General features: G+C 71.1%; 22 protein-coding genes and 1 tRNA gene. 14 read left to right on the top strand and 9 right to left on the bottom strand.

Annotated elements, in window-relative coordinates:
• Positions 1-26: 26 nt before the first annotated feature.
• Complete coding sequence (locus tag I7X12_RS06300) at positions 27-668, top strand: hypothetical protein (RefSeq protein WP_198063001.1); 642 nt, start codon at positions 27-29, stop codon at positions 666-668.
• Positions 669-745: 77 nt separating this feature from the next.
• On the opposite strand, the gene I7X12_RS06295 is transcribed toward I7X12_RS06300, so the two are convergent.
• Together I7X12_RS06295 and I7X12_RS06290 are read right to left on the bottom strand one after the other, a co-directional pair.
• Positions 746-1582 carry a deoxyribonuclease IV gene (locus tag I7X12_RS06295; RefSeq protein ID WP_198063000.1) on the bottom strand — a complete coding sequence of 279 codons (837 nt, stop codon included), beginning with the start codon at positions 1580-1582 and terminating at the stop codon, positions 746-748.
• Between the two features lie 364 nt (positions 1583-1946).
• Complete coding sequence (locus I7X12_RS06290; RefSeq protein WP_198062999.1) at positions 1947-2600, bottom strand: DUF7095 family protein; 654 nt, start codon at positions 2598-2600, stop codon at positions 1947-1949.
• 163 nt (positions 2601-2763) lie between these two features.
• Between I7X12_RS06290 and I7X12_RS06285 the strand changes: the two genes are divergently transcribed.
• Positions 2764-4413 carry a sensor histidine kinase gene (locus I7X12_RS06285; protein ID WP_198062998.1) on the top strand — a complete coding sequence of 550 codons (1650 nt, stop codon included), beginning with the start codon at positions 2764-2766 and terminating at the stop codon, positions 4411-4413.
• Positions 4414-4520: 107 nt separating this feature from the next.
• The gene (gene ncsA / locus I7X12_RS06280; protein WP_198062997.1) at positions 4521-5540 is read left to right on the top strand and encodes a tRNA 2-thiolation protein NcsA; all 1020 of its coding nucleotides are present in this window, start codon (positions 4521-4523) and stop codon (positions 5538-5540) included.
• A 229-nt stretch (positions 5541-5769) separates the two neighbouring features.
• On the opposite strand, the gene ftsZ is transcribed toward ncsA, so the two are convergent.
• From ftsZ to I7X12_RS06265, 3 genes are all read right to left on the bottom strand, one after another.
• Positions 5770-7023 carry a cell division protein FtsZ gene (ftsZ, locus tag I7X12_RS06275; protein WP_198062996.1) on the bottom strand — a complete coding sequence of 418 codons (1254 nt, stop codon included), beginning with the start codon at positions 7021-7023 and terminating at the stop codon, positions 5770-5772.
• A 3-nt stretch (positions 7024-7026) separates the two neighbouring features.
• On the bottom strand, positions 7027-7215 hold the full coding sequence (locus tag I7X12_RS06270; RefSeq protein WP_006881776.1) for a ribbon-helix-helix domain-containing protein: 189 nt from the start codon (positions 7213-7215) through the stop codon (positions 7027-7029).
• A gap of 252 nt (positions 7216-7467) precedes the next feature.
• Positions 7468-8070: a double zinc ribbon domain-containing protein gene (locus tag I7X12_RS06265; protein ID WP_198062995.1), complete on the bottom strand. Its 603-nt coding sequence runs from the start codon at positions 8068-8070 to the stop codon at positions 7468-7470.
• Positions 8071-8222: 152 nt separating this feature from the next.
• Between I7X12_RS06265 and I7X12_RS06260 the strand changes: the two genes are divergently transcribed.
• A tRNA-Tyr gene (locus tag I7X12_RS06260) sits at positions 8223-8296 on the top strand.
• A gap of 369 nt (positions 8297-8665) precedes the next feature.
• Here I7X12_RS06260 and I7X12_RS06255 read toward each other — a convergent pair.
• Positions 8666-9445, bottom strand: coding sequence for a formate/nitrite transporter family protein (locus tag I7X12_RS06255; RefSeq protein ID WP_198062994.1), 780 nt, complete (start codon positions 9443-9445; stop codon positions 8666-8668).
• Positions 9446-9600: 155 nt separating this feature from the next.
• On the opposite strand from I7X12_RS06255, the gene I7X12_RS06250 reads away from it, so the two are divergent.
• The 6 genes from I7X12_RS06250 to I7X12_RS06225 all read left to right on the top strand — a co-directional run bounded on the left by I7X12_RS06250 (position 9601) and on the right by I7X12_RS06225 (position 13600).
• On the top strand, positions 9601-9987 hold the full coding sequence (locus tag I7X12_RS06250; protein WP_198062993.1) for a hypothetical protein: 387 nt from the start codon (positions 9601-9603) through the stop codon (positions 9985-9987).
• Between the two features lie 174 nt (positions 9988-10161).
• Positions 10162-10347, top strand: coding sequence for a hypothetical protein (locus tag I7X12_RS06245; protein WP_198063952.1), 186 nt, complete (start codon positions 10162-10164; stop codon positions 10345-10347).
• A 244-nt stretch (positions 10348-10591) separates the two neighbouring features.
• Entirely contained in the window at positions 10592-11221 is a 630-nt protein-coding gene (locus I7X12_RS06240) for an HAD family hydrolase (RefSeq protein WP_198062992.1), read from the top strand.
• Complete coding sequence (locus I7X12_RS06235; RefSeq protein ID WP_198062991.1) at positions 11212-12198, top strand: CobD/CbiB family cobalamin biosynthesis protein; 987 nt, start codon at positions 11212-11214, stop codon at positions 12196-12198. The genes I7X12_RS06240 and I7X12_RS06235 overlap by 10 nt, the downstream gene beginning before the upstream one ends.
• On the top strand, positions 12189-13061 hold the full coding sequence (cobS, locus tag I7X12_RS06230; protein ID WP_232343080.1) for an adenosylcobinamide-GDP ribazoletransferase: 873 nt from the start codon (positions 12189-12191) through the stop codon (positions 13059-13061). Before I7X12_RS06235 ends, cobS begins: the two co-directional genes overlap by 10 nt.
• Positions 13061-13600 carry an NTP transferase domain-containing protein gene (locus I7X12_RS06225; RefSeq protein ID WP_198063803.1) on the top strand — a complete coding sequence of 180 codons (540 nt, stop codon included), beginning with the start codon at positions 13061-13063 and terminating at the stop codon, positions 13598-13600. The genes cobS and I7X12_RS06225 overlap by 1 nt, the downstream gene beginning before the upstream one ends.
• A gap of 5 nt (positions 13601-13605) precedes the next feature.
• Here I7X12_RS06225 and I7X12_RS06220 read toward each other — a convergent pair whose 3' ends face one another.
• Positions 13606-14253 carry a hypothetical protein gene (locus I7X12_RS06220; RefSeq protein ID WP_198062990.1) on the bottom strand — a complete coding sequence of 216 codons (648 nt, stop codon included), beginning with the start codon at positions 14251-14253 and terminating at the stop codon, positions 13606-13608.
• A gap of 87 nt (positions 14254-14340) precedes the next feature.
• Here I7X12_RS06220 and I7X12_RS06215 point away from each other — a divergent pair, with 87 nt between their 5' ends.
• From I7X12_RS06215 to I7X12_RS06200, 4 genes are all read left to right on the top strand, one after another.
• On the top strand, positions 14341-14793 hold the full coding sequence (locus I7X12_RS06215; protein ID WP_198062989.1) for a hypothetical protein: 453 nt from the start codon (positions 14341-14343) through the stop codon (positions 14791-14793).
• Between the two features lie 120 nt (positions 14794-14913).
• On the top strand, positions 14914-15963 hold the full coding sequence (locus I7X12_RS06210) for an aminotransferase class I/II-fold pyridoxal phosphate-dependent enzyme (RefSeq protein ID WP_198062988.1): 1050 nt from the start codon (positions 14914-14916) through the stop codon (positions 15961-15963).
• A complete protein-coding gene (locus tag I7X12_RS06205) occupies positions 15950-16711 on the top strand; it encodes an adenosylcobinamide amidohydrolase (protein ID WP_198062987.1) in 762 nt (253 codons plus the stop codon). The genes I7X12_RS06210 and I7X12_RS06205 overlap by 14 nt, the downstream gene beginning before the upstream one ends.
• Before the next feature lie 94 nt (positions 16712-16805).
• Positions 16806-17501: a cob(I)yrinic acid a,c-diamide adenosyltransferase gene (locus I7X12_RS06200; protein WP_232343073.1), complete on the top strand. Its 696-nt coding sequence runs from the start codon at positions 16806-16808 to the stop codon at positions 17499-17501.
• A gap of 51 nt (positions 17502-17552) precedes the next feature.
• On the opposite strand, the gene I7X12_RS06195 is transcribed toward I7X12_RS06200, so the two are convergent.
• Positions 17553-19277, bottom strand: coding sequence for a hypothetical protein (locus tag I7X12_RS06195; protein ID WP_198062986.1), 1725 nt, complete (start codon positions 19275-19277; stop codon positions 17553-17555).
• Positions 19274-20083 carry an ABC transporter ATP-binding protein gene (locus I7X12_RS06190; protein WP_198062985.1) on the bottom strand — a complete coding sequence of 270 codons (810 nt, stop codon included), beginning with the start codon at positions 20081-20083 and terminating at the stop codon, positions 19274-19276. Before I7X12_RS06190 ends, I7X12_RS06195 begins: the two co-directional genes overlap by 4 nt.
• Positions 20084-20211: the final 128 nt, after the last annotated feature.

The following is a 20211-nucleotide window of genomic DNA, read 5'->3' as shown; positions in this document are numbered from 1 at the left end:
GAGGGCTTTCAGACAACTGTCGACCGATGACCGACATCCGACTACGGGCGCTGGCGCTGGTCGCGCTCGCCGTGCTCGGCGGCGGCGCCGGCTACGCCGGGACCGTGCTGGGCGTCGGCGGCTCGCTCACCGAACAGGCACCGGCAGGGGAGTTCCGCGTCTCGGACGGCGGCGTCAGCGTCTCGGGGACCAACGGGACCGTCACCGTCGTCGAGAACATGACCGGGGTCACGGCCGTCGAGATGCGTGCGACCGACGGCCGGCTGGCCGTCGAAACGACCGATCGAGTGCTCTCCCCGGCGGATCGCGACCGCGCGAAGACGGTCGCGCGAACCGACGACCGGGTCCGCCAGCGGCTCGCCGAGTTAGGCGAGTACGAACTCACCGTCGAACCGATCTACGGGATCAGCGCCGACCGGGTCAGGTCGACGAACGTCTCCGTCGACGGGAACTGGACCGTGACCGCGGACAACGGGACCGAGGCGGGCGGTGCCAGGACGTTCGAGGTCCGGAACGCGACGGTCGAAACCCGGGACGGCTCGGTGACCGTCAGCGAGCAGTCGTACGACGGTCACGTCGAGGTCGCGGCCCGGAACGCGACCGGTGCGGTGGCGTTCGAAGCGCAGATCGACCTCGAGACCGACGAAGTGGTCGTCGTCACCGAGTGACCGTCGGAACTGCGCCGCGTCTCACCGGTGTTCGGCGGTCACTCGGAGCCTCGCAGCTCACGGCTCCCGCCGGTCGCTCACTCCGAATCTCGCAACTCTCGCACTCGCTCGACGTTCCACGCGAAGCTCTTGCCGTTCTCGGTCGGGGTTTCGAGCACGAGCGGCACGTCCAGCAGGTCGTCGTGATTCAGGAACGCGGCCATTCCGTCCTCGCCGATCTCGCCCTCGCCGACGTGGGCGTGTTCGTCCTTGTTGGTCCCGCAGGCGTGTTTCGAGTCGTTGAGGTGGATGCAGTCGAGGTGCTCCAGCCCGACCACGTCGTCGAACTCCGCGACGGTGTCGGCGACGCCCTCCGGCGTCGAGAGGTCGTAGCCCGCGGCGAAGGCGTGAGCGGTGTCGAGACAGACGTCCAGATCCTGGACCGAGCGGTCGAGCACTTCGGCGAGGTGCTCGAAGTCGCCGCCGAGTTTCGTCCCCGAGCCGGCGTCGGACTCGACGAGGACGGTGACACCGTCCGGAATCTCCAGTTCGTCCAGGGCGCTGGCGGCGTTGTCGAGGCCGCCGTCGACGCCGGCGCCGGTGTGGGCGCCGAGGTGGACGTTGACGTACGGGATGTCGAGCTTCTCGGCGGCGTCGACCTCCTTCTGCATCGAGTCGACCGACTTCTCGCGCAGGTCGTCTTTCGGGGTACAGAGGTTGACGAGATACGAGGAGTGGATGACCCACGGTCCGAGGTTGTGCTCGTCGGCGAGGTCGCGGAACTCGGCGGCCTCGTCGTCGCCGATGTTGGGGTCCTGCCAGACCTGCGGCGAGTGGGAGAAGATCTGGCCGCAGTTGCCGCCGATCTCGAGCTGTTCGTCGACGGCGTTGGGGACGCCGCCCGCGATCGATGTGTGTGCGCCGACACGGGTCATGGCCGACCGCAGGGAGTCGACCGGCAAAGTCGTATCGGACCGCCGCGACCGTCGAGCGTCCCGCGCCAGGCGGGGACCGCGGTCGCGACCCCGGGGCGTCGGTCAGACGCGCGTCCGTCCTCCGCGACCGTCGTCGTACGCGTACACGAGTGCCAGGAACAACAGCGTGGCCAGCGCCCAGGCGAGGACACCGAGGAGAATCGCCCACAGGAGCATACCGCGACGAACGAGGTCCCGACGGATTGTTATCCACCCCTTGACCGCGGTCAGGCGATCGTTTCGTCGTCACAAGGGGTCGCTAGAACGGGATCGGGCCGACGGGGTGGAACGGGAGACCGGTGGGGCGCGGTCGCGCGAGCGGCGGTCAGACCACGTCGCCGCGGACGGTCGCGCCCTCCTGCTCGGCGCGATAGGCGCGGACGGCGTCGGCGGCCTCCTCGGCCACGTCGGGCTCGGCGCCGAGCATCTCGAGGGCGCCAGACAGCGTCGGGAGGACGAACTCGCCGTCGCGCAGCTTCTCGAAGGCGTCCTCGCTCCGGCGACCGTCGACCCAGAGGCAGGCGCCGCGGGGGTCGAGGATGTTCTCGTAGTCGCCGGTTGCCAGTGCCCCCTCCAGGCGCTGGGTGACGTTGTCGTCGAAGGAGGCGTTGCAGACCTCGAGGTGGACGGGCTCGTCGTCGTCGACGAGGTGAGCGGCGAGACACTTCTCGGGGGCGGCGTAGCCGTTGGCGTTGGTGCGGACGTGCTCGGTGTGCGCGGCGGCCCAGTCGGCGCGGACCGTCTCGCCGATGCCGTCGACGCCCAGCGCCAGCTCTTCGGGGTCGGTGTCGCTGTCGTCGCCGCCGACGAGGATGTCCTTGGTGAGGTAGACGTCGAGGCGCTCGACGGGGTCGAGGCCGAGCGTCACGTCGCCGAAGACCCAGATCTCCCGGACCGGGACGGGCATGCGGTCCGCTTCGACGCTGGCGACGAGGTCCTCGACGCGGGCGACGGCCTCCTCGCGCGAGAGGTCTGTCATCGACGCGAGGTAGCCGCCGGAGGGGCAAAACGGTTTCTCGACGTCGGCGCGTCGCCGCCGGTGTCGGCGCCGCCAGCGTCTCGCGTCGGAGGCCGGCCGCAGCTATCAGTGACCGATCTCGGAGGCGCGCAGTTTTATGCGGCTCGTCGGAAAAGGGTAAGCGATGCGACTTCGGACGCGGTTCGCTCTGGCGCTGGTGCTGGTCGCGCTGGTGCTGTCGGCCACGTCGCTGGTGGGATTCGTCCTCTATCGGGACGCGGTCGTCGCCCAGGAGCGGACCGAACTGGCCCACTCGGCCGAGTCCGTGGCGACCCAGCTCGACGCCGTGCTCGCCGAACGCGAGCGACAGGTCGAGCTCTGGGGGTCGTCGCCGTCCCTGGTCGATCACGGTTCGCCCTCGCAGGAGGCGCGGTTGCGCTCGTTCGTGCACACCACGGAGTTCAGCGGCGCTTCCGTGATCGCGGCCAACGGGACGATGACGGGACTGTACTCGACGGGGCTCACGCCGACCGCCCGCGAGCGTGTCGTCGGGCAGCGGTTCGACGACCGAACGTACTTCAGGCGGGCGATGGCGGGCGAGACGTACGTCAGCGACCCGGTCAGGGCCGAGACGGGCAACCTCATCGTGACGGTGAGCACGCCGTTGCGCCGGTCCGGTGAGACCGTCGGAACGTTCAACGGAGCGTTCCACCTCGAACGGGGGGACCTGGCATCGATCGTGCGGGCGAACACCGGGCCGACTCAGGGGACCCGGATCGCGGCGAACGGGACGACGCTGTACGCGGCCGGGCCGGTCGCAGGGACGGACGCTGGCGCGGACGCCGACCTGATCGTGGCGAACGAACGTGTCGAGGGGACTGGCTGGACGGTCTCGGCGACGACGACGCGGGCGGCCTTCGAGTCGCGGCTGTGGACCGCGACGGCCGCTCAGGCCGGGGCCTTCGGGCTGGTGTTGCTGTCGATCGCCGCGCTCGGTCTCTGGCTCTACCGGGAGTTCGTGGGGAACATCGAGCGGCTCCACGGGGGCTTCGCCTCGCTGTCCGACGGCGATTACGGGTCGACCGTCTCGCTGACGGGCGCGACCGAGTGGACCGAACTCGAGTGGCGGTTCAACGACCTGAGCGAGGTACTCGCCCAGCGGCGCACCGAGGTGCTGGTCCTCAACCGCGTGTTGCGCCACAATCTCCGCAACGCGATGACCGTCGTCGTCGGCAACGCCGACCGCATCGCCGAGCGCACCGACGACGAGACGACCGCGGCGGAAGCGGACCGCATCCGCCGGCGCGGCGAGTCGCTGCTGGACCTGGCCGACCACGCCCGCGCCATCGAGTCGTCGCTGGGCGCCCGCCCGGACGAGGCGGCGACCCGTGGAGCCGGTGCCGTCGTCGAAGACGTGGCGACGACGCTCCGCGAAGAGTTCCCGCACGCGGACGTGCGAGCGCCGGCTCCCGAAGAACCGGTCGCGGTCCCCAACGGCGACCTGCTGCTGGTGGCGCTCGACGAACTCGCGCGCAACGCGATCGCGCACAACGAGGCACCCACGCCCACGGTCGAGATCGAGGCGGCGGTCGACGACGGCACGGTGACGTTCACGGTCGCCGACGACGGTCCGGGGATGCCCGCCGTCGAGCGGCGCGTCCTCACCGATAGCTTCGTCGAGACGCCCACTCAGCACGGGGCGGGACTTGGCCTCTGGCTGGTCACCTGGCTCGTCCACTGGTGCGACGGCGAGCTGTCCGTCACCGTCGACGGCGGGACGACCGTCACCGTCGTCGTCCCCACCGAACCCGCCGACGGGCCGACCGCCGAGTGACCGGCGAACCGGGTGCCCGCCGAACGCGGGAGTCTCTGCGTCTGGGCCCCGACGGGGGTGAGCCGGGAACGAAACCCTGAGGACCGTCGCCCCGGTAGGTCGGGGCGATGGACTGCGACAAGTGCGGCGAGTCGGCGGTGATGCACGCCGCCTACTCGGGGCTGCACCTCTGTGAGGAGCACCTCTGTCGGACCGTCGAGACCCGGGTCCGCCGCCGCGTCCGCGAGGACAACCTGATCCCTCGCTCGGCGACGCCCGACGACCCCGAGACCTGGGTGATCGGGCTCTCCGGCGGGAAGGACTCGGTCGTCCTCACCGAGATCCTCCACGACACCTTCCACGAGGACCCTCGGATCGACCTCGTCGCGCTGTCGATCCACGAGGGGATCGAGGGCTACCGCGACGAGTCGATCGACGCCTGCGAGGAACTGACGACCGACCTCGACCTGCGCCACGAGGTCGTCTCCTACGCCGAGGAGTTCGGCGTCCGGATGGACGACGTGGTCGAGGAGGACCCCGAGGGAATGGCCGCCTGCGCCTACTGCGGCGTCTTCCGCCGCGACGCTCTCGAACGCTACGCCGAGACGCTCGGCGCGGACAAGCTGCTGACCGGTCACAACTTAGACGACGAAGCCCAGACCGCGCTGATGAACGTCTTCGAGGGTGACGTCGAGCAGATGGCCAGTCACTACGACGCGTCGCTGGGGCCGTTCCCCGAGGAGGACCGACACGGCGACCCCGTCGACCCGCCGGCGGACCCGACCGAGCGCCCGCGCCACGCACAGGACCACCACGTCCCACGGGCCAAACCGCTGCGGGACGTGCCCGAGAAGGAGGTGGCGCTGTACGCCCACCTGCGGGACCTGCCCGCGCACATCACGGAGTGTCCCCACGCCGAGGAGGCCTATCGCGGGGAGGTCCAGGAGCTACTGCTCGAGATGGAGGACAACCATCCGGGGACGCGCCACTCGATCATGGCCGGCTACGAGCAGTTCGCGGCGCTGGCGGCGTCGGCGTTCGGCGGGGCCAAGGCGCCCGACTACGGCGAGTGCGAGCGCTGCGGCGCGCCGACCGGCCGACAGATCTGTCGGAAGTGCGACCTCTTGGACGCGCTCGAAGCGGTCTGAGCGCGTTCTCTCGCGTCACGCCACCTCGCCGCTGGCGCTCGTATCGTCACTGTCCCCGACGTCTGACAGCGTGTGACGAGTCGCACAGCTCGACCGTCGGACGGCTATCCGCGAGTCGGTCGGCGTCGTCACTGGCCGGTCGAAAACGGAAAGAGAGAGCGGGTCGAGCGGGCCCCTGGAACCAGTGGAGGGGTCTCCAGTGGGGAGTCGACCCGGGAGCCGCAAGCGGTCAGTCCGGGCGGATGACGTCCAGCCCGTTGTTCTTCTCGAGGTTGTCGCGACCGCCGTCGGTGTGGCCGTAGTCGGGCTCGCCGCCCGAGTTCCCGCCGGCACCGCCGTGGCCGCCACCGCCGCCCATGCCGCCCGAATCGCCGAACTCGGTGTCGACGTTCTGGCTGGCGTCGAAGGTCGAGTCGTCCACGTCGTCGAGCGCCTGCCGGGACTTGTCGGCCTGCTTCTGGGTCGTCGGACCGAGGACCTGCGCGGACTTGACGCCGGTCATGATGGCCATGACCCGAACCTTGCCCTTGTACTCCTCCTCGATGCGGGCGCCCCAGATGACGTTGGCGCTCGCGTCGAGGCGCTCGGTGATGTTCTGCGCGATGCCCTCGGCCTCTTTCAGCGCGAGGTCCGGGCCGCCGGTGATGTGGACGAGGCCGCCGGTGGCCCCGCGGTAGTCCACGTCGAGCAGCGGATGGTTCATCGCGTCTTTCACCACTTCCTCGGTCTTGTTCTTGTCCTGAGTCTCGCCGACGAGCATCACCGCGACGCCGCCCTGGTTCATGATGGCGGTCATGTCGGCGTAGTCCAGGTTGATGAGCGAGGGCTGGGTGATCGTCTCCGAGATGCCCTTGACCGTCTCGGCGATGATCTGGTCCATCACGGAGAAGGCCTTGCCGATGGGCAGGTTCGGGACGTAGTCCAGCAGGCGATTGTTGTCCAGCACGATGATGGAGTCCGCCTCGCTGCGGAGGGTCTCCAGCCCCTTCTCGGCCTTGACCGTGCGGGCGCGCTCGACGTTGAACGGCGTCGAGACCATGCCGACGACGATGGCGCCCTGGTCTTTGGCGATGTTCGAGACGACCGGCGCCGCGCCGGTCCCCGTCCCGCCGCCCATACCGGCGGTGACGAAGACGAGGTCGGCGTCGCCCAGGACTTCCTCGATGGTACCCTGGGCCATCTCGGTGGCGCGCTTGCCCATCTCGGGGTCGCCACCGGCGCCGAGTCCGGAGGTCAGCGACTTGCCGACCAGGATCTTCGTGTCGGCCTCGATCATCTGGAGGTGCTGCTTGTCGGTGTTGATGGCGACGGTGTCGGCACCGTCGACGCCGATGTTGTACAGGCGATTGACGGTGTTGTTGCCCGCGCCACCGCAACCGACGATGACGATCCGGGGGTCACCGAACCCGTCGCCCTCCTGCTCCTCCATCTGCTGCTGTTCGGCCTCGTCGCGTTCGAGGGCTTCCTTGACGATGTCCTGCATCGGTCAGGCCCTCTGGAAGCTGCGCCGCTTGCGCTTTTCCGAGGGGCGCTCCTTGCTCCCGTCCTGCTCGTTCAGTTTCTCGCGGACGGCCGCCCGGATGGCCTCGCTCCGGTTGGGGTACTCCCCCGTTTCGACCATTCGCTCGACCTCTTCGATCTGCTGCTTCGGAATCCGTAGTGTCACACGCTCCATGTTTGTTGTTCCCCTTTGGGTAAGACGGCAGCCGTGGACGCGGTCGCCCGTTCGTCTTACACGGCGACTTCGAACTCCCATCCGACGTAATCGCACGAAGGCGCGGGTCACACGTCCGCGCCGCGGCCCGTGTAAGACGACCGTCTTACGCAGGAATTACATCTGGGTGTAGGGTTATAAAGGTAACGGCGATCGTCATACACTCACCCGTTTACGCCGTTTAAGCGATTCTCTGGTGCGTTTACGGCGTTTTCAGGATTGGTCGAGCACGTCGGCAGCGGGGGTTCGACGGCCGCAACTGGGACAGAAGCCCCAGTCGGACCGGAGCTCGTCCCCGCAGTCACAGAAGACGCGGTGGGACGCCTTCTCCCCACAGTTCGGGCAGTAAACGTGCCCAGCGGAGACGGTTTCGCCGCATTTGGCGCACGAGTGGTCCGGGTCGTCGGGCGTGTTTTCACCCGTGTCCGCGCCCGTCTTACGACCGGGATCGGTGCCGGACGCCTCGGCGGTCGGGGTCGGTGACGCCTCCGTCTCCGACCGAGTAGATGCGGCGTTTTCGCCGTCTAGAGCGATGTTTACGTTGATGTCCTGGGGTTGGCTCGGCGTAAACACGCCGTCGAGGCGGTCGGCGACGATGGCGTCGACGCGCTCGGCGATGAGGTCGTCGATGGACTCGCTCGTGTCCGACGCGTCGGCGGTCGGCGTCGATTCGGTCGCTGTCGCGCTCGGTCGCGTGTCCGACGCCTCGCCCAGATACTCCCGCAGGGCCTCCCGCATGATCTCGCTCTTCGAGGCGTCGAACCCCTCGAGTCGCTCGATGAGATCGTCGTCCGCGCGGAAGGTTATCTTACTCATCCGACTCGTCGTAGTGGTCGTCTTCTGGGTATTTCAATCTTCCCGCAGTGTCTGACGCGTGTCTGTCGCCGGCGGTGTGGCTGGGTCCCTCTCTCACCCTCGACGCGAGTCAAAACGGTTAAGTCCGACTCGGCGGCTACCTGCAAGTACGCCCGCCCTTAGCTCAGACTGGTAGAGCAGTCGACTGTAGATCGACTTGCCCCCCGTTCAAATCGGGGAGGGCGGATACTTCTCGCGGCGCTCACTCGCGAGCGCCGCGTGTGTCTTCACCCGAGCCGGTTTGAGCACGAGAGTCGCACGCCCGCGCAGGCGAGCGGAACGAGCCGAGCGGGACCGTCTCTCATCTGTTCAAATCGGGGAGGGCGGACTCGTTTTCGAGCCGAACCGTGGTCGACTGGCGAGCGACGTCGCTTCGAGTGCAATCGGGGTCGACTCACGCGGCGTCAGAGGGCTTATGACGGACCAGTCCCGAGTTCCCTGAGGCTGGCACGCGCTAGCCCGTGACAGTGTCCCGGTCGTCGCGCGTCCGACCCCCGACCCCTTCCACAGACGCGCTGGCGAGTTCCGGTTGCCCAGGGTCCGGGACACCCCGCTTTCACTCGCCGGCGCCCATCGCCTGTGTGACGTGTGTGACGGTGACGAGTCCGAGCCCGCCGACGAGGTTGCCGGCGGTGACGACGGCGGTCATCGCGGCGAGCGTGGGGAGTCCGACGGTCGCGCCCAGCAGCGCCCCGAGGACGACGTGGATCACGGAGACGACCACGTGTTCGAACGGGCCGAGCGCGAGCAGGAAGCCGACGGCGTAGGCCAGTGCCAGGCGGCTCCCGTCGCTCCGGACGGCGACGAGGAGAAAAGACAGGAGGCTCACGAGGGTGCCGCCGGCGACGGCGCGGGCGAACCACGCGGCGGTCGTCCGGCCGGCGATATCGACCGCCGTCGTTCGGAGGACGGCCGTCGAGGCGGGCGGGATCGCCCCGTCGACGGCGAAGACCAGTGACATGAAGCAACCGCCGAGGAGATTGAACGCCAGCGTGCCGACCCAGAGTCGGCCCAGGGCGGGGGCAGCCGAGAATCCGGGGCGTTCGACGGCGGCCGCGGCCGGGTCGGAGAAGTTCTCGTTGAACAGCTCGGTCCGGCCGGCGACGAGGAAGACGACACCGAGGCCGAACGCGAGCGCGCCCGCGACCCTGGCGGCGTGGCCGAAGACGGGCTCCGTGAACGCCTCGACGATCCCGAGTGCGACGTGGCCGAAGACGACGGTGAAGCCGGCGATGAAACTCGTCGACACGAGTTCGAGGGTCGGCTGGTCGAGCCGGCGGTCGCCCTCCGCGACGGCTCGGTCGAAGATCGCGCGGGGGGTCGGCTGCTCGGCCACGACTTCGGTTGGACTCCCGGTGACAAAAGCCGCTGGCCGGCCATCGAATGGGAGGGGGCGTCGGGTGGCCGCGGGCGAAGGTGCCAGTCACCGGTCGAGGGTCGGGGGGCGGCATTCGCCGCCGGGTGTAAACCCCTGGGGCCACAACTCCACGTATGGACGAGATCGAACTCGGCCAGGCGACGATCGTCTACGACGACCCCGAAGAGGGCACGACCGAGGTCACGGTCGACAACGAGGAGGTCGTCTACGCCCGGGACCACTGGATGCTCAAGTCCGGGACCGACGACGACGGCAACGACCTCATGAAACAGATCCCCCGCGACCGGGTCCACTCCGTCGAGCGCAACGTCGAGCGCTTCGAGGACGAGGCCTCGACGGTCCGCAACCGCGTCGAGTCGTTCGCCAGCGAGATGCGCGAGCGGCTCCCGGTCGGCGGCGACGGCGAGCACCGCCCCGGCGACGGCCGCGGGAGCGACGACGGGCCGACGCGCGTCCCGGTGACCGAGGCCGACGACCGCGACGACGCCGACGAGGAGTAAGCGACGGTCCGCCCCCGCGAACCGCTCGTCGGGCCCGCGCCAGCGGGGCCGAGCGGGCGCCGGAAGGCCGTCGACGAAAACACGGCTCAAAGTGGCTGTAGAGCCGGACCGGAGCGTTTTCGCCGGGTGTAAACTATCCTCGCTCTTTTTATTGTGAGCGGCCCTGCCGATAGTGTGGTCACGATGGGCGTCTTGGAACGGGCCAAACGCGCTTCAGGGCTGTCGAAGCCCGAGGCGTTACCGTATCTGTGTCTCGGGTGCGAGACGCAGTTCGATATCCAGTATCACACCTGCCCGGTCTGTGGGAAGTACGACATCCGACGGGCCAAGTGGGTGAACGCGGACGGGGACCGTCGCTGACGGCGGTCGTCCGGGCGCCTCGCCGACAGCCCAGGCCTGCCCGAAGCCGAGCGCACGGCCCACGACCCATGTGACCCGGGGCCGAATCGGCCCGCACACCCCTTTATCTATGACGACCGCTCGCCGAGCGACGGCGTCGACGGTCGGTCGCTCCTTTAGCTCGCACTCGCAGCCCGCGGTCCCGGAACGCGAGCGCGCTGAACAGTCCGTATCGTTCAAGGTGTGGCGGTTCGACGGGGGGTGCGTGGCAGTCTCGTTCGACCTGTTCGGTACGCTCGTCGCCGTCTCCCGCCCCGCCGACCCCGCGGAGGCCGTCGCCGCTCAGCTCCGCGAGCGCGGGGTCGCCGTCCCGGAGAACTGGGCGGCGGTCTACCGCGAGCCGCAGGTCTCCCTCCAGGACGGGTCGGAACTCGCGCTGTCGGACCACGTCGGACACGCGCTCGCGAACCGCGGGGTCGACGCCGACGCGGAGACGGTCGCGACGGCCGTCCGCGGGGCGTTCGACGGCCCGGTGAAGACCCGCGAGGGCGCCCAAGCGGCCGTCGAAGCCGCTGCCGAGCGCGGCCCCGTCGGGGTCTGCTCGAACTGCAGCGTCGACGGGCTCGTCGAGCGGACACTCGAACGGTCGCGCCTCGACGCCGACCGGTTCGACGCGGTCGTCGCGAGCGTCGACTGCGGGTGGCGCAAGCCCGACCGCCGCGCGTTCGACGCCATCGCGCGCGGGCTGGACGTCACGGTCGACGACCTGGTCCACGTCGGCGACGACCCCGCGACCGACGGCGGCGCCGGCGACGCGGGCGCGCGGAGCGTCCTCCTGACCGACATCGACCTGACGGATCTGCCGGCGCGACTGGAGGCGATGGAGTGTCGCTGAGCACGGTCGCGGTCGGGCTGGCGCTCGCGCTCGACGCGGCGGTCGGTGAACCGCCGACGCGAGTCCATCCCGTCGCCTGGTTCGGCCGGCTGGTCGGGCACCTGGATCGGGCGTGGGCCCGCCCGCGAGCGGCGGGCGCGCTCGGGACCGTCGCGCTCCCGCTCGCCGCCGCGGTGGCCGTCGGCGGAGTCGTGGCCGCGGCGGGCGCCTGGCGGCCGCTCGCGGGCGCCGTCGCCGGCGGGGTCGCGCTGTTTCTGACGACGAGTCTCCGTCGGCTGCTGTCGGTCGCCCGTGAGGTGACGGCGCTGACGGGGACGGACATCGACGCCGCCCGCTCGGAACTGCGCGCGCTCGCCGGCCGGGACGCGTCGGCGCTGTCGGCCGACGAGGTGCGGAGCGCGGTCGTCGAGAGCGTCGCCGAGAACCTCGCCGACGGGCTGGTCGCGCCGCTGGGCGCGTTCGCGGCGCTGGCGGTCGCCGTCGGCGTCGTGGTGCCGTCGGGAGCGGAGTCCGTTCCGGCCGGTGTCGACCCGGCGGTCGCGGCGCTCGCGTTCGGCGCGGCGGGGGCGGCGTGGGTCAAGGCGGTGAACACGATGGATTCGATGCTGGGCTATCGCTCGAAACCCGTCGGGTGGGCGCCGGCGCGGCTGGACGACGTCGTGATGTGGGTCCCAGCGCGGGTCGGCGCGGTCCTGATCGCCGCGGCGACCCTGTCGCCGGGCTCGCTGGTCGCCGCGCGGCGCTGGCTCGACCGCGTCCCCTCACCGAACTCCGGGTGGCCGATGGGGACGATCGCCGCGGCGATCGACGTGCGACTCGTCAAACCCGGAGCGTACGACATCAACGCCGACGCGCCGTTGCCGACGGTCGAAGACGCCGAACGGGCGGTTCGGCGGGTAGGGCTGGCGGGCCTGGCGACGTACGTGGGTGCAGGCCTGGCGACGTACGTCGGTGCGGGGGTGTTCACGTGGGCCTGAGGGAGGTCCCGACGGCGGTCCGCGGTGCGCTGGGCTTCCTCTCGCGGCTCCCGGTGGGCCGCGACGAGCGCGCCTGGGAGGCGTTTCGGACGGCGCCGTGGACGCTGCCAATCGCGGGGTACCTGCTCGGCGGGCTCGCCGCCGTTCCGATCGCGGTCGCGCTCCTCGCGCCCGTGCCAGCGGTCACGGTCGGGCTCGCGTATCTCGGCGCCGTGGTCGCGCTGACGGGGATCAACCACTTCGACGGCGTGGCCGACCTCGGCGACGGGGCGGTCGTCCACGGCGACGCCGAGCGCCGGCGCGAGGTGATGGCCGACACAGTTCTGGGCGTCGGCGGCACGCTCGCGCTCCTGACGGTGGTCGCCGGGCTCGCGCTCGCTGGGGTCGGACTCGCCGCGCTGCCGGTCGCGGCGGCGGTCGGGCTAGTCGTCGCCGCGGAGGTCGCGGCCAAGGCGGCGATGGCGACGCTGGTCGCGCTGGGCTCGGCGGCCCACGACGGCATGGGCGCGGCGGTCGCCGACGAGACGCCGCCCCGCGGGCTCGTCGCTCCGCTCGCGCTCGCCGTCCCCACCGTCGCGCTGACGGGCTCGTCGCTCGCGGCCCTGGCGGCGCTCGCGAGCGGCGTGGTGGTCGCCCTCGCGTTGCTGTGGTGGGCCCGCGGACGGCTGGGCGGCGTGACCGGCGACGTGGTCGGCGGGGCGAACGAACTCGCGCGGGTGGTCGCGCTCCACGCGGGACTGGTAGTCTGGCGCGCCGACCTCGCTGTGCCGGCGGGCCTCGGAGAGTCAGTGAGACTCGCGGTGCCGGTGGGGCTTGCGGTGCCGGTGGGGCTCGGGGAGGTGGTCGCGTGGACGCCCTGGTGATCTGCGGCGGGAAGGGCACGCGGCTCGACTACGAGGGGGAAAAGCCCCTGTTTCCCGTCGACGGCGAGCCGATGGTCGACCGGGTGCTGGCGGCGCTGGCCGACAGCCGAGTCGACCGGGTGTACGCCGTCGTCTCGCCCCACGCACCCGAGACCGCGGCCCACGTCGACTGTCCGACCGTCGAGGCGCCCGGCGAGGGGTACGTCGCGGACCTGCAATACGCCCTGGCCGACGAGCGAGTCACCGAGCCGGTGCTGACGGTCGCGGCGGACCTGCCGCTGCTGGACGCCGAGGCGGTCGACGGCGTCCTCGACGCCCACGAGTCGGGGTCGTTGACCGTCGCGGCGCCGACGTTCCTCAAGAGTGCGCTCGGTGTGAGCGTCGACACCACGTTCGTCCACGAGGGCGAGGAGCTCGCCCCCGCGGGTGTCAACGTCGTCGGCGACGGCCCCGACCGGACGCTCGTCCGCGACGACGCGCGGCTGGCGGTCAACGTCAACCGCTGCGAGGACGCCGAAGTGGCCGAACGCCTGCTGTAACCCCATCAGCACTGCTGGATTCGCCCGTCCGCGACGGGGTCGGGACCGGGCGACACGCGGCCCGCCGTCTCCGCTCGAACCGTGGCCTCGGTCGAGACGTAGTACGTCACCGTGTAGGGCCCGCGCGAGCCTTCCTCGAAGACGCGGTCGTACGCCAGCCTGACGACCGCCCAGCCGTCGCCTCCGTCGAGCGGTTCGGCCGTCGCCTCGGCCAGCGTCACCTCGGGGAAGTCGTGTGCGGGGACCCCGGTCAGCCCGTCCGGCGTCCGTGGACCGATGTCGTACAGCGCCTGATACGCGAGGTAGTACCGCTCGTACGCCCGGGCGTAGGCGACCGCCGACTCCGGGGTCGGGTCGGCCGGTCGCTCGGGTGTCGGCTGCGGTGTGGTGCCCGTGTACCCGGCGAACTCGTCGGTCACGCACTCCTCGGCCAGGGCCGCGACGTCGTCGGAGGTCGGCGCACGCGAGCCGGTCGCCGTGTCGGTATCGTCGGTGGGCGCCGCGACCGGGTCGGCCGCCGTAGCGGTGTCGCTGCGCGGTCGTTCTCGCGTCTCCGTCGGTCCGTCGTCGGCGTCGGACGAGGTGAGACAGCCGCCGGCCGTCACGGCGAGTCCGAGCGACGCCGCGGCGAGCACCGACCGTCTGGAGGTCATGGCGACGGTGACGACCGGATCGAGTAAGTGTCTTGTCACCACGGTCGCGTGGACAATCCTCATTGCCCTCCCGGTCGAAATCTCGGTATGTCACTCGACGCCGAGGTACCCGACCCGCCGACGCTCGACGACCCCGAGTTCCCGGGCGACTACGACGCCGTCGAAGCGGTTGCCGACCGAACGGGCGAGGACGGGCGCCGCGACGCGCTCGCGGAGTTCCTCGCCGAGGGCGCCTGGGAGGACGGCTTCGTCGAGTGGACCGACCACACCTACCTGGACGCCGACCAGTTCGAGGCGGCCCGCGCGCTGGGGCTCGTCGACGCCCTCGATTTCTACTGGAACGAAGCCGCCGGCGACGTGGGGTATCGTGCGCCGGAACTCGCCGACGACCTCCCCGAGCCGTGGGGCGACCGGCTGGCGCGGAGCGACCGCGCGGACATCGAGGAGGCGCTGGACGAACTCGGTCGGACCGTCAGCGAGGTGCTGGAGAACCGGTACGTCGAGCGCGGTTCCGAGGCGTTCGGCTACATCTGGGAGTGACGGGACGACGGAGCGACCCGAGGGGCCCTCGCGGGGGTCGCGAGGGCCTGTGAAAGCGGTCTGTCGCGTCGGCCGCGGCCGGAGCGGGAGCTTCTTGTCGCCGCTGGCCGACCCCTCGGTATGGACAACGAGGCGGTCGCGCGGCTCGCGGGGTCAGGAGTGGTCCACGGCAGCAGCGACGACCCCGACGTGCTCGATTTCAGCGCGAACGTCAACCCGGCGGTGCCCGACGGCGTCGCCGAGACCTACGCGGACGCGCTCGACGACTCGCGGACCTACCCCCCCGAGGACTACCCCGAGTATCGTCACGCCGCGGCTCGCTACGTGGACTGCGACGCCGACGCGGTGATCCCGACGCCGGGCGGACTGGCGGCTATCCGGCTGGCCGTCGCGGTGACCGTCGACCCGGGCGACCGGGCGCTCGTGCCCGCGCCGAGCTTCGGCGAGTACGAACGCGAGGTCGAGCTACAGGGCGGCGAGCCCGTGGCGGTCGCCCACGACGCCGTGCTCGACCGCGACCCGGGCGAGTTCGCGCTCGCGATCCTCTGCAACCCGAACAACCCGACCGGTGACGCCTACGAGCCGGCGGCGCTGGCCGAGTTCGCCGAGCGCTGTCGCGCGGCGGAGACGCCGCTGCTCGTCGACGAGGCGTTTCTGGGATTCACGGACCGGCCGTCGCTGGCCGGCGAACCGGAGGTGGTCGTCGCGCGGTCGCTGACGAAGCTGTTCGGGCTGCCGGGGTTGCGTGCGGGGTTCGCCGTCGCGACGGGCGAGCTGGGCGAGCGGGTCCGGACGGCGGCGATCACCTGGGGGCTGGGGTGGCCCGCGGCCGCGGTGGGCGCCCACTGCATGGACAGCCCGGGCTTCGTCGCGGAGACGCGCGACCGCGTGACGAGCGAGCGCGAGCGCCTCCGTCGGGCCTTCGACGCCGATCCGCGCTTTTCGGTGTATCGGCCCGACCCACCGATGGCGGACGAGAGTGCGCCGTTCCTCCTGCTCGATTGCGGGAGCGAAGCGGGCGTCGAGGAGCTGCTCGCACGGGCGCGAGCGGCGGATATCGAACTCCGGGACGCCCGCTCGTTCTCGGGGCTCGACACGCACGTCCGCGTCGCGGTCCGGGCACCCGCCGAGCACGACCGGCTGCTGGGGGCGCTCGATGTTCGAGAGTGAGATATCGGCGGACGTGCTGCGCGTGTGCCGGCCGGATACCCGCTGGCTCTCGACGGGGTTTTCGGGCGGATACGAGACTGCCGACGCCGCGTACAACTGCACGGTCCCCGAGGGGTTCGACCGGACGGATCTCTCCGCCTACGTCGCCGAACGGCGGGAGAAGGCGGGATTTCTCGACGCCGGTCCGGCGATGTTGACGGGCGTCGACCTGCGACACGCGCGGCGCGCTCGGCTGGACGGCGTCGAGGCGGTCGCGACCGCGGGTGTCTCGAACCCGGCGGCGCTACCGATGGGCGACGGCGTCGAAGCCGCGACCGAGTCGGAGGGCGTGGCGGCGGGGACGGCGGACTCCGCGACGGGCTCGGCCGAAGACGACCCGCCGCGGCCGGGGACGGTCAACCTCGTCGTCGGGACGACGCGGGCGCTCTCCGACGGCGCGCTCGCGACGCTGCTGGCGACGGTCGTCGAGGCGAAGACAGCGACGATGCTCGCGAAGACGAGCTTCACCGGGACGACCTCGGACGCAGTGGTAGTCGGGTCGGACCCGTCGGGCGAGCCCGCGGCGTTCGCCGGGAGCGCGACGCCGGTGGGGCGAGCCGCGCGGGTCTGCGTGCGCGACGCGGTCCGAGCGAGTCTCGCGGCGCGGTACGACGGCGAGAGTGCCGACGACGTTCCGGCCTCCGTCACGGCGGCCGAGTACGGCGTCCGTTCGAGCGGCCACGCGACCGTCTCGCGACTCGACGAGTGACCGAGCGGCGTCTTCGGCGTCGGCTCGCGGTCGGCGACGGCGTCGCGGCGAGCGTGTCGACACAGCTACAGACCCGGGAGCCGTCGCCGCGAGTATGACCGACGAGACCGACGACGCGAGCGCAGCGGCGGGCGACGACGGTACCGACAGCGCCGACCCGCTGGAACCGCGACCTATCGAGCCGGCGGCGCCCGAGGAGTTCGGACTGACGCAGGTCTGGTGGGGCGACGGGAAGGGAAAGACGACCGCGGCGCTGGGGATGGGGATGCGCGCGGCCGGCCACGGCTATCGCGTCCACGTGCTCCAGTTCATGAAGGGCGGGACCGCCAGCGTCGAGGACGTGCGCGGCGAGTACAACGCCATCGCGGCGCTACCGGGCTACTCCTACGAGAACAGCGGCCACTACGGCTGGCACCGCTTCCACGACGGCACCGACGACGACGAACACGCCGCCCGCGCGAGAGGCGGCTTCGAGCGGGCGCGAGACCTCGTCGACGCCGCCGGGGAGGCCGACCTGTCCTCGCCTCTGCCGCTCGAGGCCCCCGCCGACGACGGCGTCCACATGCTGATCCTCGACGAGATCTGCTACGCGGGCAACCGCGGGCTCGTCGACCCCGACGACGTGCGGGACCTGGTCGAGTCCAAGCCCGAGGATCTGGAACTCGTCCTGACCGGCGGCCACGAGCGCCCCGAGTTCGTCACGGCGGTCGCGGACCTGGTGACGAACGTTCGCAAGGAAGCCCACCCGCTCGAGTCGGGGCACAGCGCGCGCAAGGGAACCGAGTACTGACTCGGTCGGCGCGGGGGCCCCGTCGGCGAGTCGCCGGTCCGCCGGCGCCGCTCACGCGAGTTCGTACCGGTCGAACGTGCGAACGGCGTACCGATAGGACAGGGCGGGCAGGAGCAACAGCACCACGAGCGCCACCGCGCTGACGGTGTAGAGCGTGCTCGGCGCCAGCGACACCTGTGTCGAGAGGGCGAACGAGGCGAGCCCGCCGATCAGCGTCGCGCCGAGCGTTCGGGCGCCCTCGAGACCGACGAAGACGGCGGCGACGGCCGTCAGAACGACGTGTGCGCTGAAGAGCGCGAACGCCCAAGGGCTCGGGACCACGGTCTCCATCGAGCGGGTGATATTCGTCGCCTCGAAGCGGGGGAAGGCGGTCCCGATGCCGACCGACAGGCCGGCGGCGACGACCATCGCGACCGGCGAGAGGCCGACGAGGATCGCCGTCTTCCCGGTCCCGACCGGACTCAAGACGGCGGTGACGGCGACGAGCGCGGTTCCGACCGGGACGACGACGACCAGTCCCGCGAGGACGTGGGCGAGGACGAACGTGCGGCCGGTCACCTTCGAGAGCAGCGTTGGGCCGAGCACCGACCCCTGGTCGCCCAGCGGGTTGAGCGTGAAGACGACGCCGCCGGCCCAGGCGACGAACACGAGCAGGGCGTAGGGCAGATACACCGGGATCTCCCCGGTCTGGATGATCTCGACGAACGCGCCCGTCCCGAAGAAGAGGGGGTAGGCCGCGTACATCAGCTTGAGCGGCGCGCGGGCGGCGCGACGCCACGAGAGGACGACCAGCGCCGCAGTCGGTCGATCGACGACGGTCTCGACGCGGCGGGTCAGCCAGTCCTCTCCTGCGGCGTCGGTCGCGGCGTCGCCGTCGGTCGGGACGTCGGTGCCGGTCGCCGCGGGCGCGGGTTCGTCGTCGGTCTCGCCGGCCAGCGCGGGGTCGGCGAACCAGTGACGGTCGGCGATCCGACTGCCGGCGGCGAGGGCCGCGGCGACGAAGACGACCGAGGCGGCGACGACGGCGGCCGCCCGCGTGGCGTCGAAGCCGAGGCCGGGCAGGCCGAGCAGGCCCAGGTCGGCGTACCAGCCGACCGGCGAGGCGGCCATCGGTTCGAAGAGGCTCCCGACGACGCGGTTGAGCGACCCGCTGACGATCGACGCCATGTAAGCGACGAAGACGAGCGCGATCAGCCCGGTCTTGTGCTCGGCGACGAACGGGAAGCGGGTGACGACGTGGCGGAGTCCGAGGCCGAGCGCGCAGGCGGTCGCGACGGCCGTCGCACCGGCGACGGCCAGCGCGAGCGGGACGCCGGCCGCCGGCCAGAGCGTCTCGGCCCCGAGTGCGAGTCCTGCACCTGCGCCGGCGGCGGGCAACAGCGTCCAGGCCAGCAGGTAGACGAACTCGCTGGCGACGAGGCCGAGGTACGCCTCGGCCGTGGGGACGACCGTCAGGACGCCTTCGGCGTTGGTGAGCGTGCCGCGCTGGCCGACCACGCGGACGCCGAAGATGACGACGGCGATCACCCACACGACGCCGAAGACGCCGCGGGCCGCGGTCAGCGCGCCCTCGCCCGAGAGGTCCAACGACCCCGAGGCGAGCGCTCGTCCGAGTGCGCGGCCGCCGTAGACGCCGCCGGCGGTGAGCCCGAGCGTCAGCAGGGCGAACAGCCCGATAGAGACGACCGAGGCCACCCTGCTGTCCGGCGCGGTACGCTTGCGGACCATCCGGCGCACGTCGATACGAGTCAGTCGGAGGCTGTGGGCGACGTTCATGGCTGGGAGTCCGGCGTCGTCGTGCTCGCTTCCGGGGCGGTCGCCCCTTCGCTATGGTCGGTCGTCACTTCGAGGAACACGTCCTCCAGCGACCCGGCTTGGCCGCGCTCGGCGCGCTGTTTGAGCCCGTCGGGCGCACCCTCGGCGACCAGGTCACCGTGATGGAGCACCCCGACCCTGTCGGAGAGCTCGTCGACCACCGGCAAGATGTGCGTCGAGAGGAAGACGGTCGTCTCCCCGCCCGAAAGCTCGGCGATGAGGTCCTTGACGGTGCGGGCGGCTCGCGGGTCCAGCCCGTTAGTCGGCTCGTCGAGAAAGAGCACGGGCGGTTCGTGCAGTACCGTCGCGATCAGGCCGACTTTCTTTCGCATCCCCGTCGAGAAACCTTCGAGCCGGCGGTCGGCTTCCTCGGCCAGCGAGAAGCGGTCGAGGTAGCGGTCGATGCGGTCGCGGGCTCGCTCGCGGGGCAGGTCGTGGAGGGCGGCGACGTGACGTAGCTGCTCGCGGGCGGTCAGCTCGTCGAACAGCGGCGGCTCCTCGGGGAGGTAGCCCACGACGGAGATCAGCTCTCGCCGGTCGGTCACGTCGACGCCCATCACGCGGGCCGACCCGCTCGTGGGTCGGGTGAGCGTCGTCAGCATCCGCATCGTCGTCGTCTTCCCGGAGCCGTTCGGCCCGAGGAAGCCGTACACCTCGCCCTGCTCGATCGACAGGTCGAGGCCGTCGACCGCGAGCACGTCGCCGAACCGTTTCGTCAACTCGTTCGTCTCGATCGCAGGGCCGTCTGGGGGACGTTCAGGGACCATACCGGCCCTTTCACGCGTCTCACCCTTATTTGATCGGTCGAAATGGGCGTCCGGGACCGCCGAACCGGCCGGGGAGGGTCGTGACCGACCGACGGACTGTGTGCGTTCGCGGTGGCTGTACCGTGCGG

Source organism: Halosimplex litoreum, assembly GCF_016065055.1.
Lineage (GTDB): Archaea > Halobacteriota > Halobacteria > Halobacteriales > Haloarculaceae > Halosimplex > Halosimplex litoreum.
This window is presented reverse-complemented; position numbering and strand designations above follow the sequence as displayed.